This window comes from Ruegeria sp. CDSA221 (assembly GCF_059611825.1).
Genome location: NZ_JBXWPK010000001.1, coordinates 314,902 through 331,867 on the forward strand (window position 1 = coordinate 314,902; position 16,966 = coordinate 331,867).

Sequence of the window (16,966 nt, forward strand, 5' to 3'; positions counted from 1 at the left end):
GGACAATGATAAGCGCGGGCTGAACCAACTGTATCCAGCAGCCAGCACCTAGAATCGAATTGCAGCTACGATATTCAAAGGATGTCGCATTATTTTAACATAATCTTCATTCTGCGATATTTACTGCGGGACCGGAAACCCAAAATGTCTCGAAAAGCTGTCGGAAGCGCGCCTTCTTTCGTGCGAAGGTCTCAGGGCAATCGGGAAAGTTGCTCTATTGGGTCTAATTTATAAAATATAATCAATGCAATACACTGAACTATGGTGCGGGTGGAGGGACTTGAACCCCCACGCCTTGCGGCGCCAGAACCTAAATCTGGTGCGTCTACCAATTTCGCCACACCCGCACGACCAGCAGCAGCTGCCGGAATGCCGCTCAATAGCAAAGCTTTTGAACGAGTGCGAGAGGGAAATTGTAGTTTACACGAAGATTATTGATGCCCGTTTCAGAACAAACCCAACCTCTGCTTAGAGGCACCACACGCCCCGAAAAGATATGAAAGACCGCACGACGACACCGACCGGAAAGGCCAATGGACTTTCAGCTGACCAAGCTTTGCCTGACGCCGCCCAAAACAGAAATCTCGCAGACCAGGTAGCCCCCAAAAAAGACTATGTGAAACATAGCGTCCTGTTAAAATTCACCATTGATGAACCTGCCAAATTTAAACACCCTCACGTTGTGCCGTGTTGTTGTTGCCTTTCCCGAAAGCGCACTTTGTTTGGGCGATGGATTCTGTCTCATGACAAGATTTTGCCAAATATGGAGCTGACCACATGTATGTAAAACTATAATTTAATAAATAGTTACACCCCATTTGGAGACCAGCTATCAAATTTGGCAGGCTGTGAACTTCAGCCGATATGCTCATATTTTTATACGCTTTTTAGTTTAGTAGTGGGCCCGGGCAACTCCGCAGCCATACTTGCGCCACAATTCAAACGCCAAAAAATCTTATTCGCGTCAAAATAAGACCGCCTTGCCAGTAGTTGATGGGTGGAAAGGAGTTAATGAGTCTTTTGCCTTCGGGCGTCTTACCAGTTCGTTCGCTCAACTCCAGTACAAGGGTCTTTACCATGACCAACATGATGAACTCTGCATCTGCCGAGCAAGACGCGATTGGTCTTGCACGCGAAAGTTTTCTTGGTGAACTCAAAACCCTGAATCGCGAACACCCGAATACCGGGTTTGGCATCTCGCTGCGGACGCATTCTGGCGGGCATTATTTGCTTGCCAATTCCCGAATGCCCCTGCCCGAGGTCAAATCCCAGGGTTTCCCAACAGGGCGCAGTGTTGCGTGCCTGGAAAATAGCGACTGCTTCAGCTCGATCGAAGTGCTGGCCGATGCCCGCGCATTTGAATCGATCACACCAAGCGCCGAAGCCGCAATTTTGGGCAACGCCCTGAACCTGATCGCCCGGATTGATACGCTGACTAGCGCACCTCACGGGCAGATCGAACCTCATATCGCCGCTACAGGAACCGGAGGCTAACCATGGCGCGTAACGATCATCTTTTGTCTGTTGGAAACGAAGCGCTGACCCCAATGACTTCGGCCATGTCGGCATTGACGACACAGATTGACCAACTGACAGAGGTGGCGGACGCACGCTCCTCGGCACGTCTTGCGACGCTCAAGACACGCATGGAGAATTTCACTGCCAGCGTCACGCTGGTCGGTCAGGTCAAGGCGGGAAAATCTTCGCTTGTGAACATTCTGTCCGCACGCCCTGCCCTGCTGCCTTCGGATGTGAACCCTTGGACCTCTGTGGTTACCACGCTGAACATCAACACTAGAACCCAAGGTGATACAAAATCCCGGTTCACTTTCTTCGAACAAGAGGAATGGGACAATTTGATGGTTGGCGGCGGCCGGCTGGGAGAGCTGGCCAATCGGGCTGGCGCCGACGATGAAATGGACGATATCCGCCGTCAGATCGGCGAAATGAAAGCTAAGTCCGAGGAACGACTGGGTAAGCATTTCGACCTGATTCTGGGGCAAAGCCATCAATACGACTATTTCGATGAGGAACTGATCCAAAGGTATGTGTGCCTGGGTGATGAAGACGACCCGGACATCAACCCCAAGACCGGTCGTTTTGCGGATGTGACAAAGTCGGCTGAGCTGTACATGGACATCCCCCAGTACCCGATTTCCCTCAAGCTGTGCGACACACCGGGTGTAAACGATACGTTTATGGTGCGTGAACAGATCACCCTGCGCAGCCTGCGCGGGTCCGAAGTCTGCATTGTGGTTCTTGCAGCCAGTCAGGCTCTGACCACAATGGACATGGCGCTGATGCGGATCATCGCTCAGTTCGAAAATCGTCAGATTATCCTGTTTGTTAACCGAATTGACGAACTTGCAGATCCGGTCACTCAGGTTCCTGAGATTCGGGATCGGATTCTGGACACGCTGAAACAGAACAATATCGACACCAAAGCAAGTGTCGTGTTCGGCAGCGCCCTGTGGGCCGAGGCCGCGATAACTGGCAATCCCGATATTCTGTCCGAGGAATCCCGGAAAGCCCTTAACACGTTCTATCTGGCGGCCGGGTTTGGCGATCAAGCCCCGTCACTGGACAAGATTTGGGCGTTGTCCGGTTTGCCCGACCTATTGCTGGCGATGAATGAACGCATTGCCGAAGGCGCAGGAACTCGACTTCTGGACCGTGTACGCCACCGGGCGCGCAACATCGCCAGTCAGATCCGGGCGACCGCCGTGGCTAAAAAACTATCCGACAGCGAAGGGATCGTGCGAGAGCTGAACGGGGTAGCACCCGAAGACGCCGTGGCCGAGGTCAACGCAGAATATGAAAAGAAGGCCGCTGAGCTTACTGCTTCCTTGCGCGCGAAAGTGCTTGAGCGTCTGAGCTCGGCCGAAGCCAACTTTGTCAAACGTGCCACCGATTCTCTGATCGCGCATCTTGAGCAAAATGGCGAGCAAGGAACGTGGCAGTACGATCCTGCCGGGCTGCGGACCTTGCAAAAAGCGGCCTATTTTAGCTTTGCCCGGTCGATGCGCAAAGAAGTTGGTGCGTTGTATTCAGCGGCAGCCGCTGACATCGAAGCGTTGTATCAAAGCTTGCTGGGCAACCATCTGGGAGAGTTCAGCATCGAGGCACCAATCGTCCCGCGGGTACCACCTCCACTGGGTATCGGACGCACGATTGCCCTGGACTTGCAAAGCACATGGTGGCGCCGCTGGTGGCAACGCCGCAATGGTTTCGAGGCCTATGCGGCGGATTATACGCGCCTGATCACATCAGAGGCGAATTCGATCACCAAGGATATCGAAGAAAACCAGATTGCAGCAGTTCTTGAAAATGTCCGCGCCGCCCTTTCCGACTTTATGCGCGAGCAAAAGGAGACTCTGTTGAACATTTCGGCCTCGGCCGAAAAGGACCCCGGTCGCAGTGCAGCGCTGATGGAGGGGCTGGCCCCTCAGAAATCCCGCGACGATATCCTCGGCGATATCCTGAAAGATCTTAGTAACGAGGCAGCATAAGTAGCGATATGGCAAAAGATTCACAAACCCGCTTCGTCTCTTCAAAAGCATGGGACCGCATTGAGAAATGGTCCCGCAGGAAACCTGTTTTCGCACTTATGGGGGAATTCAGCGCCGGCAAATCAACCTTGATGAACTTTCTGCTGCGCTCGGAGGCACTGCCTACACAGGTTACAGCCACACAGCTGCCACCAGTTTGGTTCAGTTGGGGTAGAAGGTCGGCCTATGTACAACGCCCTGACGGAACTCGCGAAAACATTGACCTGGACCAGCTGGAACAAGTCGGGGTGAATGATGCCCAGTTTATTCGCATATTTCTGGAATCCGACATTCTTGAAGCCGTCGACCTGATTGACACTCCGGGTATTTCCGACCCCAAGATTTCTACTGATGTCTGGCGACGGGCTGTCGGTCAGGCAAATGGCGTTATTTGGTGTACGCACGCCACGCAGGCATGGCGCGAAACGGAACGGGCAACCTGGGTTTCCCTGCCCGAACGGTTGCAACATAATTCATTGCTGCTGGTCACACGTGCAGACGTTTTGGATGTCAAGGATCGCCAAAAGGTCCTTCGTCGTGTGAACCGCGAAGCAGGTCACCTGTTCAACCGTTCGATCCTGTTTTCAGCCCGTGATGCCATCATGGCCCGCGACAAAAGCGGGGACGCCGAATTGTGGACCCGCAGTGGCGGTGGCAAGATGGTCGACAGCTTCCTTGAAATCACAGAACTGATCATGGACAGCCGCGCTCATCAGCTGGCGCGTTATCAAATTGACACCAGCTTGTCCGATGCTCCTCAGGTACACCCGCTGCGCCCGCGGCGCAATTTCTCGAATGTACAGGGAACCGCTCCGCTGAAGCTGGTAAATCCGCTGCATGAGGGAACAGAGCCCGAGGTGGTGACGCAATTCCCCGTGCGCCCTGCCCGGGTCGAACTGCGCCCTGATGAGGTTGAACGTGCCCCGCGCATTGACCCACAAGAGGCCGAACGTCTGCGCGCCGACATGACCTCGGGCGCCGAGATCGTAAAAGAAGAAAAAGAAGACGAATTGCGGGCGTTCTTCCGGGAGACCACTCCCGAGGACTTGGACGTTGCCGACCTGTCCGTTGCTCTTACCGAGGATGATGAAACAGACCCACAGGCCGTATCCGTCATTGATGAAACTGACATTGTTGAAGTTCAGCCACTTTCTGCGGAAGCCGAAGTTGCTGAAGAAGAAAACCTGTTCAGTGACGAAGACGAAGCTGACACATTCATGGCCTCTTTGGAGGACCAGCTTACAGATGTTCCTGAGCCCGAAGAGACCGCTCAGGCAGAGCCGGAAGAAACCCCGGTCGAACTTTCCGTGTCCTCGATCACAGCGTTGATGGCTGAACAATCGGATGATCCCGAGGATGAGTTCGAACCAGAGCCGGAAACCAATGGCCTGATGAACACTCAGGTTGTCGCCATGCCAGAGAGCAGACCGGAAATCGCGGGCTCGTTTGAAGGCATTGTGAACGTGTCCGTCGACACCCCGCTTAGCGCGGCGGCGATGTGGCGCGAGGTCACGGATGGCGAAGACATGCCCACCAACCCAGAAGCGTTGAAGAAGGTATTTCAAGCATTTCTTGAGGAGTTTGACCAAATCACGGCCGAACACAATGCGCGAAAATCAGATAACGCGGTAAGGCCCATGGCCAATACCTCTGAAGACACGGGTGTTGAACGACATGTACTTTAGCGGTGAGAAACCTAGGAGACAGGGCAACTGATGTCTATCGAAACAGCATTAAACGATGCGATGGCGACCATACCCGACTGCATAGCAGCCGGGTATGTCGACATGAAGACAGGTATGTTGCTAGGCACCCATGTCACAGACTCGGAAAGTGCCGAAGCCTTGGATACTCTGGCCATTGCGGTGGCCAACCTTTTTCAGGGGCGCGGTGTGATCGCGTTTGAGAATCTGCTGCGTTCGACCGACGCCGACGATACGGAAAATCCTGGGTTTGGCGAAATCGCAGTGTTTTCAAAGGATCGGCTGAATATCTTCCTGCGGACCCCGGACTACCCGGACCATGTGGTCTGCTACACCTGTCGCGACAGTGCCAATGTGGGGCTGGCACTTACTAAATCGCACATAAGCCTGGGGCCGGTTACGGCCGCTGTATAACGGGACCAGAGGGGGTCACGGCATGATGGATACTGACATACTGGACATGCTCGAAGACATCGGGCGGTTGTCGGTCGCCCGTTTGAATCCGACGGTTACATTAGCTGCTGAGACGACTGAGATTCGTCGTGAAAAGATCCTGCGTACAATTCGCGGAACCATTTTGCCGCGTCGGCTGGAATTTACCGCGGCCAATGGTGATTGTCTGGCAATGGAGGTCAACAGCTCGCGGGTAACTGATGTTTTCCGGGTCCGCTCGGGCATGATACCGGATTTTGAAACTACTCCGCGTGAAGAGCTTGCGACCCGCTTGGCCGAATTGGTGTCCGATATTGCAGCAGCCCCTGCCCCGTTGGAGCTGCTTTCTCTGCAACCGGACACGGCGCTTGAGGTCGATGATGTCGGTGTGACTTTCAGCGAGATTGCAAAGGCTTGCGGCACTATCGAACTGCCGCCCGAGACGGTCGTTTCTTTGGTTCCCGACACGCCTGCCCCGCAAGAAACAGATATTCCAGCGCCCGCCGCCGAGGCGACAGCAGAAACCATTGCCAGCGCGTTTTTTGATGGCGCTGAACGGTTCGCATTGGGACGCGCCGAAGTCGCCTTGGACGGTGCAGCCATATCGCGGCTCGAAGGAGTATGCGACGTCGGGCAACCCATGCACGCCGATCAGGATCTGGTTCGTCAGTTTGCACAGGATCTTGTTGGGTGGGACGGTGACGCCGCCATCGCGCTGGATCATCCTCAGCTGATTGTAATGCGGCCTTCAGGGGGCAAAGGGGATGCGCTTGCCGTTCTGCATGACGGGTCACATTTTGCGCTGGCCATTCATGAAGCGCGCAAACTGGGAGCCGTCGTAAACCTTTGGAAATCAGTTACGGGATCGGAAAAATGATCCGGTGCCAACAGTTCAATTTTTCAACGAATTCGATCCGTGAAATTAAGTAGTCAGGGTATGTGTTATGAGTGAGAATAATCGTCGCGAGTTACTTCGAATAGCCAACGAGATGAAAGGCGTCAGCAATGACGAAACCGGGCAGTTTATCTCTCGGATCATTGGTGATCTTTCGAACCTGAAGCCCTCGATTGCTTTTGTTGGTCAGATCAAGGCCGGCAAATCCCGACTGATCAATGGTTTTACCGGACAGGCCGAATATCTGCCGTCGGATGTGAACCCTTGGACAACCGTAATCACTGATATGCATTTCGGCCACCCGTCGGGCCGGACGCAAGGTGCCGAGTTCCATTTCTTCGACAACCGTCAGTGGCAGTCCCTGATTGCCGAAGGCGAAGAGCTGCGCAACATGTTCCCCGATGACGAGGACAGTTATAAGCGCGAGATGATCGAAGAACAGGTCGACGCAATGAAGACCCGCGCCAAGCTTCGGCTGGGCGATAGCTATGAACAGCTGCTGGGCCAACATCATGATCTGGAAGACCTGAATTCGGATGATTTGGCACGTTATGTTTGCGCAGGCGATGACCCGACCGAGGGTGGGACACATGATCCGGCATCGGACCGGGGCCTTTACAGCGACATCACCCGAAAGGCCGAGGTCTATTTTGACATCGGACATTTCCCATTTCCGCTTACGGTCACCGATACGCCCGGCGTAAATGACCCCCTGTTGATCCGCGAAGAGATCTCTCGCCAATACCTCAAAGAGTCCGACTTCTTTGTGGTTGTCCTGTCGGCGCATCAGGCGCTTTCTCGGGCGGACTTGAAACTGTTCCGCCTAATGCAAGCGCTGGAGTTGGGCCAGATCGTGGTTTTTATCAACCGCGTGGACGAATTGGGAAATGGTGCCGAAGATGCCTTCAAGGTGCGGGCCGATGTTCTGGACGGGCTTGAGAAGGCGCTTGGAAACTCGAACATTGACGTGCTGACCGGCAGTGCCCAATGGGCGCATTACGCCCTGACCGGTGACGAAGCCGGTATCAATCACGACGATGTCCTGGCCTGGCTGCGCGCGCATCCCGATCAGATGAAGCAATATCTGGACGGTGTCGAAGAGATCAAACAAGGCCCCGGCCCGATCAGCCGCGAAGGTGTTTTGCGCTTTGCCGCTATGATCGCCTCCGGGTTGCCCGATCTGCGCCGGCATGTGACCCGAGCGCTGACAGAAGGCCCGCGCGATGAACAACTGCGTATGGCCTGGCAGCATCTCAACAGCTTTGCCCAAGGTGAATTGGACCGGTCCAAAGCGCATCTGCGCGCGATCGAGAACGACACCACAACCTCGGCAGAAGACGCTGGTGAAAACAACAGGATATTGGCCGATCTGCGGAACTCGGTCAGCGACAAGACCACCAAGATCATTGACGAAATGGATGACGTCCTGGCCAACCTGAGAGGCGTAATGGATGACACCGTGGCCGAGGCGGTGTCGGGCGTTGTTCGCGGCCCGAACGGAGATTCTCCGCTGTTGTCGAAAACCGGAGAAACCGAGCTGAATTTCACTCCGCTGCGTGACCGCATGCGCGAACTTGTTCAGGGGGCCACCCAAGTTGTCCGCCAAAGAATGCTGAGCGAGCTCTACGCAATCGACATGCAAAGCAATGCCACGCTGCGGGCTCTGCCCGGCTGGCAGGACGCAACCGACAACCGGATGAACACCAGCGCAGTTCGCTGGTTCCGTCCGGACACGTCCGCTTTGACCCGTGGCATCACTGTCGAACTTCGGGTAAACTGGTTGTCCCGGCTGATTTCGCGTAAAAGTGTCGTGTCCCGTGCCGAACGCATGATCGTTCAGGAGTTTGAGATGATCGGAGATGATCTGGTGGATACCGCCCGCGGTGATTTGACCGAGCGGCTTAATACCGTGCTGGACCATTATCTGGCCCTGCTCGCCACACATCTTGAACATCGTGCCGGAACCGGCGAAACAAATGCCCGGGCCGAGGCGCAAGCCGCCTTCAACCACGCACAACATATTTCTGACGAGCTGGGCACCCTATTCAGCCAGCATCAAACAGATGAAATACTAGCAGAGGCAGCGGAATGATCGAATTTCCCGGAACCGACAAGGAAGTGAGGCAGCTCGAGCGCTTTCTGACCGCGACCGAAAGCCTGCCGAGCGACGTGGCGCTCGAAGATATGCGCGCCCGCGCCTTGGCGCATGCCGAACGCTTGTCAAACGCGGTCAATATTGGATTCGCCGGAGAATTTGGGGCGGGAAAATCCAGCCTGGCCAACATGTTGGCCGGCGCAGATATTCTGCCTACCGGGCCGCAACATCTGAAACTGCCGCTCGTTATTGTGGCATATTCCGAAACCCCCGAAACAACTGTCGGGTGGTGGGACCGTGAACCTAAGGTCTATTCCGGAATTGCACTTGAAAAGGCCGCCAAAGACGAACCCGACTTTATCTCTGTTGGATTGAACACCCCTGCCCTGCAAGAGATATCGCTCTACGATCTGCCTGGGTCAGGCGCTTTGGATGATACCTATAAACCGACGCTCGATCTGCTCAAATTTGTGGATTGCGCAATCTGGTGCACCAACGGCACAAATGCATGGCGCGAAACGGAACGCCATCTTTGGGCCAAGGTTCCGGAAGAGTTGCGAGCAAACAGCATATTGGCTGTGACACATACAGATTTGCCTCCGGTACGCGACGCGCTTGACCGGGTATTGGCTCGCTTGAACAAAGAAAAGCGCAATATGTTCCGCTCGGTTGTGCCGATCGGCACCCCAGTGGCTGTCCGTGCCATGGCGCAAGAGCCAGAACCGGATTTCGCCCTTTGGGAAACCTGCGGTGGACAGGGGCTGGCCGAACAGGTGCTTGATATTGCTTCGAACCGGCGACAGGCAGACCTGAGTTCGGCGCGCGAAGATCTGGAACGGCACTTTCTGCCCTATCTGAAATCGATTGACGTTCAGGTGCCGGACATAGCCGCCCTCGACGCGCCCTCTATGCAGGCTACGCTGGAAAACGTGCTACCCCCTATCGACAATCCGATCCTGGAAGACTGGCTTGCCGCGATTGCCAGTATCTATGAAGACCTGCGGGAAACCTCAAATATGGAGCCTGCGGCTTTCCTGCAAAGCTGTCAGGAAATCGTTGAGGACTTTGCCGAGCGCCTGGAAAACGATGGCGAGATTGACCCGACGGCGGATTGGATTCCGGGTGAGTTCGAAAAGGCCACGGACTTGTTGCTTTTGCTTCAGTTCGAAAGCGGCGTTGCGCCACTGAAGGATGCGATTAGCATTCTGGCACAGCTGAGTGACAACCTTGCTTGGGCCGGCAGCCGGGTTGAATCGGCACAACCAAAGACCGGAACCTGAAATTTTCGCTCAAGGCTGAGCGGCAATTCCGCGAATCGTAGAAGCGATTCCTACGAATCTATTGTTTCGAATTTGTAGACCAATCCTTAAGAATTTGTTTTTAGCTTTCGATTTTTTCACAATATATTTCTATATGTAGTATAAACTGTCAAATAAACACTACATATAGATCAATCGCAAAAACGATCCTTAGTGAAGCCATCAGGCGGCCCCAATAAAGTCAAATTTGAATCGTCTAACCGACTTGAGTGTCCTGCGGTTGTTTTTGGTTGTGTGTTTGCGGGCTATTTGCCCAGGTTTTTTGCCGCAAAACGATTAGAACGGGCGGAATGAAATGAGCCATAACCAGGCTGTCGGTGCAACGCACGACGAACCTAAGATTGAGGGACTTGAACCTGGCGCAAAGCTGTTGCGCGGGCAGTATGAGATCCTTCGTTTCCTCAGCAATGGCGGGTTTGGGATTACCTACCTGGCCCGCGACAGCCTAGAACGCGATGTCGTGATCAAAGAGTGCTATCCGGGCGCTCTGTGCCGTCGGAATGGTGACGCGGTTGAACCCATCAATCCCGACCACAAAGAAGATCTGCGCGCGATCATCGATCTGTTCATTCAGGAAGCGCGCAATCACGCCCGACTGGTTCATCCCAATATCGTTGACGTACATCAGGTCTTTGAAGACAACGATACGGCGTATATCGCAATGGACCTGATCCGGGGTTGCGATCTTCTGGATTATTCCGAGAACCCCGAAAACGACGCGGGCCCGGATTTCATTGTCCAAGTTACCGAGAAAATGCTGTCGGCCGTTTCGTTCATCCACCAAAGCGGAATGCTGCATCGCGATATCTCACCGGACAATATTCTGATTGACCAAAACGGAGACCCGGTCCTCATCGACTTTGGTGCCGCGCGCGAACAGGCAGCCAATCAATCTGCTGCCCTGTTGACTTTGCGCGTTATCAAAGACGGCTATTCCCCGCACGAATTCTATGTACGCGGCGCAGATCAGGGACCCAGCAGCGACCTCTATGTTCTTGCGGCGACGCTTTACCACGCCATCAGTGGCGAACGTCCGATCGACGGGCAAACCCGACTGAATGCCTTCAACAATGGCCAGGATGATCCCTATGCGCCCCTCGCAGGTCAGTACAGCGGCTATCCCGATGGGTTCCTTGAAGCGATCGACAAAGCGATGGAAGTTCACGCAACAGATCGTCTGCAAACGGCCTTGGATTGGCTGCGGATGTTCCGTGGTCCCGGCGTCATGTTTGACTCGTTCGCCTATCGTCCGGTTTCGGTCATCGTAGCGATGGACCGTAAGGACGAAGTCGAAGAGCAAGCCCGGATCAAAGCCGAAAGTGAAAATGCCGAGGCGGTGGTGACTGCCTTGTTGGCTGGGAACCCTGACATTGCCCTGGGTAATGAGGATAAGTCCGAGGGCGATCTGGCCAAGTTTGCACAAAAAGAAGAGGCCGCGGTTGCGGTCGACACGATCGTCAAGAACGGATCAGGCGGCAGCGGTAAAGTCATCGCAGGCGCTGCTGCGGTGGTGGTTGCCTTGGCTGCAGGCGGATTCGTTTTGTTCAGTGGCAGCGAAGAAACCCCCGAACCGACAGCAGCGCCGGTCCAAGTGACCGAGACAGAGGCACCAGCCTCGGAACAGCCGGAAGAAGTCGTGGAAACGGCGGCACCGGCCGCTGCGGAAGAGGTCGTGGAAACGGCAGAACCGGCCGCTGCGGAAGCTGAAGCACCAGAACAAGAAGTCGCAAGCGCAGAACCTGTTGAGCAGACGGATACCCTCACGGCGCAAAACGCCGAAGCGCAACCTGTCGAGGCAGCCCCGGTTGCTGCTGACCCGGTAGAAATCAGCGCTGCTGCTGGCCAACCGGCCGAAACGCAGATTGCGTATTCTCATTGGGATGTGGAAATACCGTTCCAGACTTCGAAACGCCGCGCCTCGACTGGCAGCGTCGTTGTCGTGACCGGCATTGACCCCACGCTGGATACTTCCGTGATCGGAGAATGGGTGCAGCATGGGGCGTCAATTTATACTGTGAACGGAGTGCCGGTCCAGGCAGATGCAAGTTTTGCCGCCCAGATTTTGGATGACCTGAAGGTCGATCCGGATGGGTATATCCGCATCACTGCCCGTTATCGGGAACTCGGGAAAACCCGTGCGCAGAACGGATTGCTGGCCCTGCCCGCCATTCGCATGTTAGGTCTCGAGAATGGTTATGTGTTCACTATCAGGAACAGCAATGGAAACGGCTGGGCAACTGTTGTTGACACTGCACCAGACGCGCCCGCAGCAGGCAGCCTGCGCAAAGGCGATGTACTGATCTCGGAAAATCATACCGGTCAGAACATTACCAACCCTGAAGGGCTGGACGCGCTTTTGCAGCTCCTTGTTTCTGAAAACCAGTCCGAAGCCCGCTTTACAGTTCTGCGCAACGGTACTGAAACGGGTGCGGTTATGCCCCTGGTACAGGAGTAATGATCCGGTCTGATTGTGATCTGCCTGTGTGTGTTTGCTGAGAGTGAAGCGAAAGCCATCACTCTGACGGGGACCGGCCCGTCGCAGAAGGTAAATGAGTTTTTTGTTCCCAATCATCAGTGCCTGTGTGCCGAACGTGCAGAGGTGAGTAGCAGCCCCATGGGACGTAGTTCCTGTGCCAAGAAACAAAGGTGTCGACACCATGTTTAAATATAAAAGCCCCCTTAGCCGGCTTCTCGAAGGTGCCGGCAAACCTCAAGAGACCGAAACCGAGGAGGTCGCGGCACCTGAGTCTGATAACGCTGAACCGATTGCGGATTTCAACGCACTTCGTAATGCACTGGCAGGCGGCAACATTGCTGCTGATAGCTACGATGAAAGCGAAGAACTATTACCCGAAGGCAAGATGCCGGTGTTCTCCGAAGCTGAACAAGCCACTGCCGATGAGATTATCGTCGAGGAAGTGGTCGCCGAAGTGCAAAGCGCCACCGAGGTTACAGTTGATGCCGACCCAAAGGACGACGAACCGGTTGTGACACTGCATGTGTCAACCGAAGAACTGACAGCCACGATTGAAGATCCCGCGCCTGAAATGGCGATGGAAGAACCGGTCGTAGACGTAGTCGTCGAGACAGTTGATCCGGAACCAGAAGCGCCTTCTGCCCCAGAGGTCGAGGCACAACCTCAGCCTGCTCCTGCGGCAAAAGAAGACAGACGCAGCCGTGTGAAAACCACCTTCCTGGGCTTCGAGCGCGCGGATACGCATGTTCAGGACCTGATGGAAACAGCCGAGCCGGTGGCTATAGCCAAGACCGAGGCCGCGCAGGCGACATTCCCGGTAGGATGGCTTGTTGTAACTTCCGGCCCCGGCCGCGGTTCCAGCGTTACGCTGACAGAAGGCCTGATGCAGATTGGGCGTAATGATGACCAGGCGATCCAGCTGGACTTTGGCGACACTGGGATTTCCCGCAGCAACCATGCGGTAATTGCCTATGATCCGGAAGACCGCAAATGCTATCTGGGCCACGGCGGCAAGGCCAATCTGGTGCGCCTGAACGGCAAACCCGTTCTCAGCACAGTTCCACTCTCCACAGGCGATCTTATCCGGATCAGTGAAACCTCAATCCGTTTTGCAGCCTTCTGCGATGACGGCTTTGATTGGCGGGATGTTTAATTGATGCTGGCGACCCCGGCATATGATCTTGCGCTGATCCTGGATCAGGGTCAGCGCGACACGCAGGAAGACGCGGTCGCGTCGCGTATGTTCGACGCGGCGGATGCGGGCTATGTCATCGTCGCGGACGGAATGGGTGGGCATGCGGCAGGAGAAGTGGCATCCGAGCTGGTGGTCAAAGCCTGGCGCGATGCACTGGATACCGAACTTGAAGCAGACGCTCCGGCTGAGACTGCGCTGATCGACGCCTTACCCTTGGCAGCCATGCAGGCAAATGCCGCGATTTCGACTTACTGCGAAGAGCAGGGTGAAGATTTCAACATGGGATCAACCATGTTGGGAGTTTTGCTGCTGGAAAAACGCGTCTTCTGGATTTCGATTGGCGACAGCCCCCTTTATCTCTATCGCGACCGTACCCTCAGCCAAATCAACGAAGACCATTCGATGGCTCCGATGATTGATGCTCAGGTTGCTGCAGGTACCCTTACGCCAGACCAGGCGTCGTCTCACCCCGACCGAAACCAACTGACTTCGGTGATAATGGGCGCCGCAATTCCCAAGGTCGATTGCCCGGAAGAACCATTGGGTCTTAGCACCGCGGATGTGCTGATCGTGGGAAGCGATGGGCTGCAATATCTGAGCAACACAGAAATTCAGGCAATTCTTGAGGAAAACGAGGATGCGCTGGCTCAAGATATTGCGGATGCGCTGTTGCGGGCACTGAGAACCAGGAACGACCCGGATCAAGACAATACGTCGATTGGCGTCATCAAACTCAGAAGAAACGACTAGAGGCAAAGCAACCGGACCAATGAAACTCCATCTGATCATATCCAGCCTGGCACTAGCTGCCGCGACGGGCGCTGCTTCGGCACAAGAAGCATGCTCAACCTATGAAATCCAGCGAGGCGACAGCCTGCGGGAACTGACCATCGCAGTCTATTCGACCGAAGATTTTCGGATCATCTTCGAGGCAAACCGCGATGTAATCGGAAATAATCCCAATGTCATCCGCGTCGGCGACGTTTTGACCCTGCCCTGTTTGGAAGATATCGGGCGCGCGGCTACCGTGCCGCAGACAGAGGCCGAAGCAATGGCCGCCGAAATGGCCGCCGAACTTGTCAAGGCTGCGGAAGATCGCGCTGCCAAAGCTATCGCCGAAGCCGAGTCCCGCGTGGCCGAAGCCAAAGCAGAGGCGGTCATCGCCGCCAAGGCTGCGGCCAAGGATGAGATCGAGGCCGCGCGTGCTGAAGGTGCTGCCCTAATCCGCAATGCAGGTACCGGTGAACGTCCTGAAATCCGGGACCGTCAGTTGATTTTGATCACTGGCGGCAACTATTCCCCGTTCACGGATGAAGCTCTGCCGCATCGTGGTCTATATACAAATCTTGTTGAAACCGCGATGTTGCGCGCAGCGCCGGAACAGTCCTACAAGATCCAGTTCGTCAATGACTGGTCTTCACATCTGGATCTGTTGATGCCGACGCTGGCATTTGACGCAACCTTCCCGTGGTCGCGTCCAGATTGTGACGACGCAGATGCACTGTCTGAAAATGACCGTTCACGTTGTGAAACCTACAATTTCTCGAACCCGTTCTATGAAGTTGTGGACACGTTCTTTGCTCGCGAAGGTTCGGGCTATGAAGAGACCCTGACATATGCGGACTTTGCCGGTGCAACCATCTGCCGACCCGAGGGCTGGTCCCTGTCGCATATGGACGCTGTGGGGCTGTACGAGCCCGCGATCACGATGCTGCGCCCGGTTTCGCCGGATGAATGTTTCCATGCATTGATGGATGGAACCGCCGACATCGCCGCAATTGAGGCCCATCTAGCCGTCGAGGCAATCGGTCGGCTGGGTTACGAGCATCGCATTGTAGAAAACCCCAACCTGGCAGCAATCAAGTCTCTTAACATCATGACTCACAAGGAGAATCCTGATGGAGAAGCGATCCTTGAAACGCTTAATCAGGGTCTGGCGATCATGCAGCAATCAGGCGAGTGGCGCGACATCGTCTCAACCGCTCTGCGTTATCAAATGGAAAATGGCTAAGGCCCTTATCGGCCTAAACTCAAAAAAGTCTGGAGGAAGTGGACATGTATAAATTTAACCTGAAGAAAGTCGTGATTTCGGCCACCGCCGTCACCGCACTGAGCGCCGGAGCTGCCGCAGCACAGGAAGCCTGTAGCAACTATACCGTCGCGGATGGTGACACGATGGCGACCATCGCCATCGCGGCTTATGGCACCTCGAACTATCAGCCGATCTTCAACGCCAACCGCAACATCATCACCAACCCAAACGCGCTGGCGCCTGGATTGGTTCTGTCCTTGCCCTGTGAAGACGGTAGTCTGCCGAATGGCCAATCAGCACAGGAGCTGATCGCAGCAGAAGAAAAGCGTGCGGCCAGTGTGAAACGTTCGAACGTCTACGCCCCGCCAATCAAGCTGGTAGCGGGTAACGGATGGGAGCCATTCACGACCGAAAGTCTGAGTGGTGGTGGGATCATGACCCGCCTGGCGACCACAAGTCTTCAGCGTGCCGGCAACAGCCGTGATTTCTCGGTCAGCTTTGTCGACGACTGGACTTCGCATTTGGAAACTCTCTTGCCGCTCGGCGCATTCGACATCTCGATCGCCTGGACAGTTCCAGATTGTACAAATCACACCTATGAGTGGTCTGCAGCGACTGAATCCCGGTGCAACGAGTTTGTTGCTTCGGTTCCGGTCTATGACATCGTCGGCGGTTTCTTCACTCTGCCGGAAAGCGAATACTCACAAGCGACGGCCTTCGAAGACCTCAAAGGTGCAACCCTGTGTCGTATGGACGGCTGGAGCATGGTTGTACTTGAAGAAGTTGGCTTGAATTCCGATAACCTGACGTTGGTTCACCCCAGCTCGGCCCGCGAGTGTCTGGATGCCGTTTTGACCGGCTCAGCCGATGTGGCCGCGTTCGAGGTCGATCTTTTCGCTGCAACCATGAAGGACATGGGCCTGACCTCGGAAGATATCGTAGAAAACCCCTATGTTTCCACGCTGTCCTCGATGAGCTTCCTTGCGCACCGCACCAACCCGTTTGCACGCGAATACATCGCTATGGTCAACAAGGGCCTGAACGAAATGCGTGAATCCGGCGAATGGTACGCGATCATCTCGGACACGCTGCGTGAACAGAACGAAAAGCTGAACGCCGCGTCAAACTAATACCGATACATATGAACAGTCGCAGGGCCGGTCTTTGGACCGGCCCTGTCTTTTTTCAAGATCCAAAGATTTTTGCGACAGGAATGAGAGTCCGAATAATGGCTGCCGCGGTTTGATGCCTAAAAGGGCCGACCTTCCCTT

General features: G+C 55.0%; 12 protein-coding genes and 1 tRNA gene. 12 read left to right on the forward strand and 1 reads right to left on the reverse strand.

Annotation, left to right across the window (positions count from 1 at the left end; genetic code table 11):
* Positions 1-262: 262 nt before the first annotated feature.
* Positions 263-347: transfer RNA gene (locus AC2FJ5_RS01460), tRNA-Leu, on the reverse strand.
* 730 nt (positions 348-1,077) lie between these two features.
* On the opposite strand from AC2FJ5_RS01460, the gene AC2FJ5_RS01465 reads away from it, so the two are divergent.
* The 12 genes from AC2FJ5_RS01465 to AC2FJ5_RS01520 all read left to right on the forward strand — a co-directional run bounded on the left by AC2FJ5_RS01465 (position 1,078) and on the right by AC2FJ5_RS01520 (position 16,825).
* Entirely contained in the window at positions 1,078-1,494 is a 417-nt protein-coding gene (locus tag AC2FJ5_RS01465; RefSeq protein WP_496792141.1) for a hypothetical protein, read from the forward strand.
* Positions 1,495-1,496: 2 nt separating this feature from the next.
* On the forward strand, positions 1,497-3,509 hold the full coding sequence (locus tag AC2FJ5_RS01470; protein ID WP_496709010.1) for a dynamin family protein: 2,013 nt from the start codon (positions 1,497-1,499) through the stop codon (positions 3,507-3,509).
* 8 nt (positions 3,510-3,517) lie between these two features.
* On the forward strand, positions 3,518-5,233 hold the full coding sequence (locus tag AC2FJ5_RS01475; protein ID WP_496792143.1) for a dynamin family protein: 1,716 nt from the start codon (positions 3,518-3,520) through the stop codon (positions 5,231-5,233).
* Between the two features lie 30 nt (positions 5,234-5,263).
* Complete coding sequence (locus AC2FJ5_RS01480; protein ID WP_496792145.1) at positions 5,264-5,665, forward strand: hypothetical protein; 402 nt, start codon at positions 5,264-5,266, stop codon at positions 5,663-5,665.
* 22 nt (positions 5,666-5,687) lie between these two features.
* Complete coding sequence (locus tag AC2FJ5_RS01485) at positions 5,688-6,560, forward strand: hypothetical protein (RefSeq protein ID WP_496792147.1); 873 nt, start codon at positions 5,688-5,690, stop codon at positions 6,558-6,560.
* 67 nt (positions 6,561-6,627) lie between these two features.
* Positions 6,628-8,670, forward strand: coding sequence for a dynamin family protein (locus AC2FJ5_RS01490; RefSeq protein WP_496792149.1), 2,043 nt, complete (start codon positions 6,628-6,630; stop codon positions 8,668-8,670).
* Positions 8,667-9,953, forward strand: a complete 1,287-nt coding sequence (locus tag AC2FJ5_RS01495) for a dynamin family protein (RefSeq protein WP_496709014.1) — start codon at positions 8,667-8,669, stop codon at positions 9,951-9,953. The genes AC2FJ5_RS01490 and AC2FJ5_RS01495 overlap by 4 nt, the downstream gene beginning before the upstream one ends.
* Positions 9,954-10,287: 334 nt before the next feature.
* Entirely contained in the window at positions 10,288-12,447 is a 2,160-nt protein-coding gene (locus tag AC2FJ5_RS01500) for a serine/threonine protein kinase (RefSeq protein ID WP_496792151.1), read from the forward strand.
* A gap of 202 nt (positions 12,448-12,649) precedes the next feature.
* Entirely contained in the window at positions 12,650-13,621 is a 972-nt protein-coding gene (locus AC2FJ5_RS01505; protein ID WP_496792153.1) for an FHA domain-containing protein, read from the forward strand.
* 3 nt (positions 13,622-13,624) lie between these two features.
* Positions 13,625-14,413, forward strand: a complete 789-nt coding sequence (locus AC2FJ5_RS01510; protein WP_281995081.1) for a PP2C family protein-serine/threonine phosphatase — start codon at positions 13,625-13,627, stop codon at positions 14,411-14,413.
* 19 nt (positions 14,414-14,432) lie between these two features.
* Positions 14,433-15,674, forward strand: coding sequence for a peptidoglycan-binding protein LysM (locus tag AC2FJ5_RS01515; RefSeq protein ID WP_496792155.1), 1,242 nt, complete (start codon positions 14,433-14,435; stop codon positions 15,672-15,674).
* A 44-nt stretch (positions 15,675-15,718) separates the two neighbouring features.
* Positions 15,719-16,825 carry a transporter substrate-binding domain-containing protein gene (locus AC2FJ5_RS01520; RefSeq protein ID WP_142636241.1) on the forward strand — a complete coding sequence of 369 codons (1,107 nt, stop codon included), beginning with the start codon at positions 15,719-15,721 and terminating at the stop codon, positions 16,823-16,825.
* Positions 16,826-16,966 lie beyond the last annotated feature (141 nt).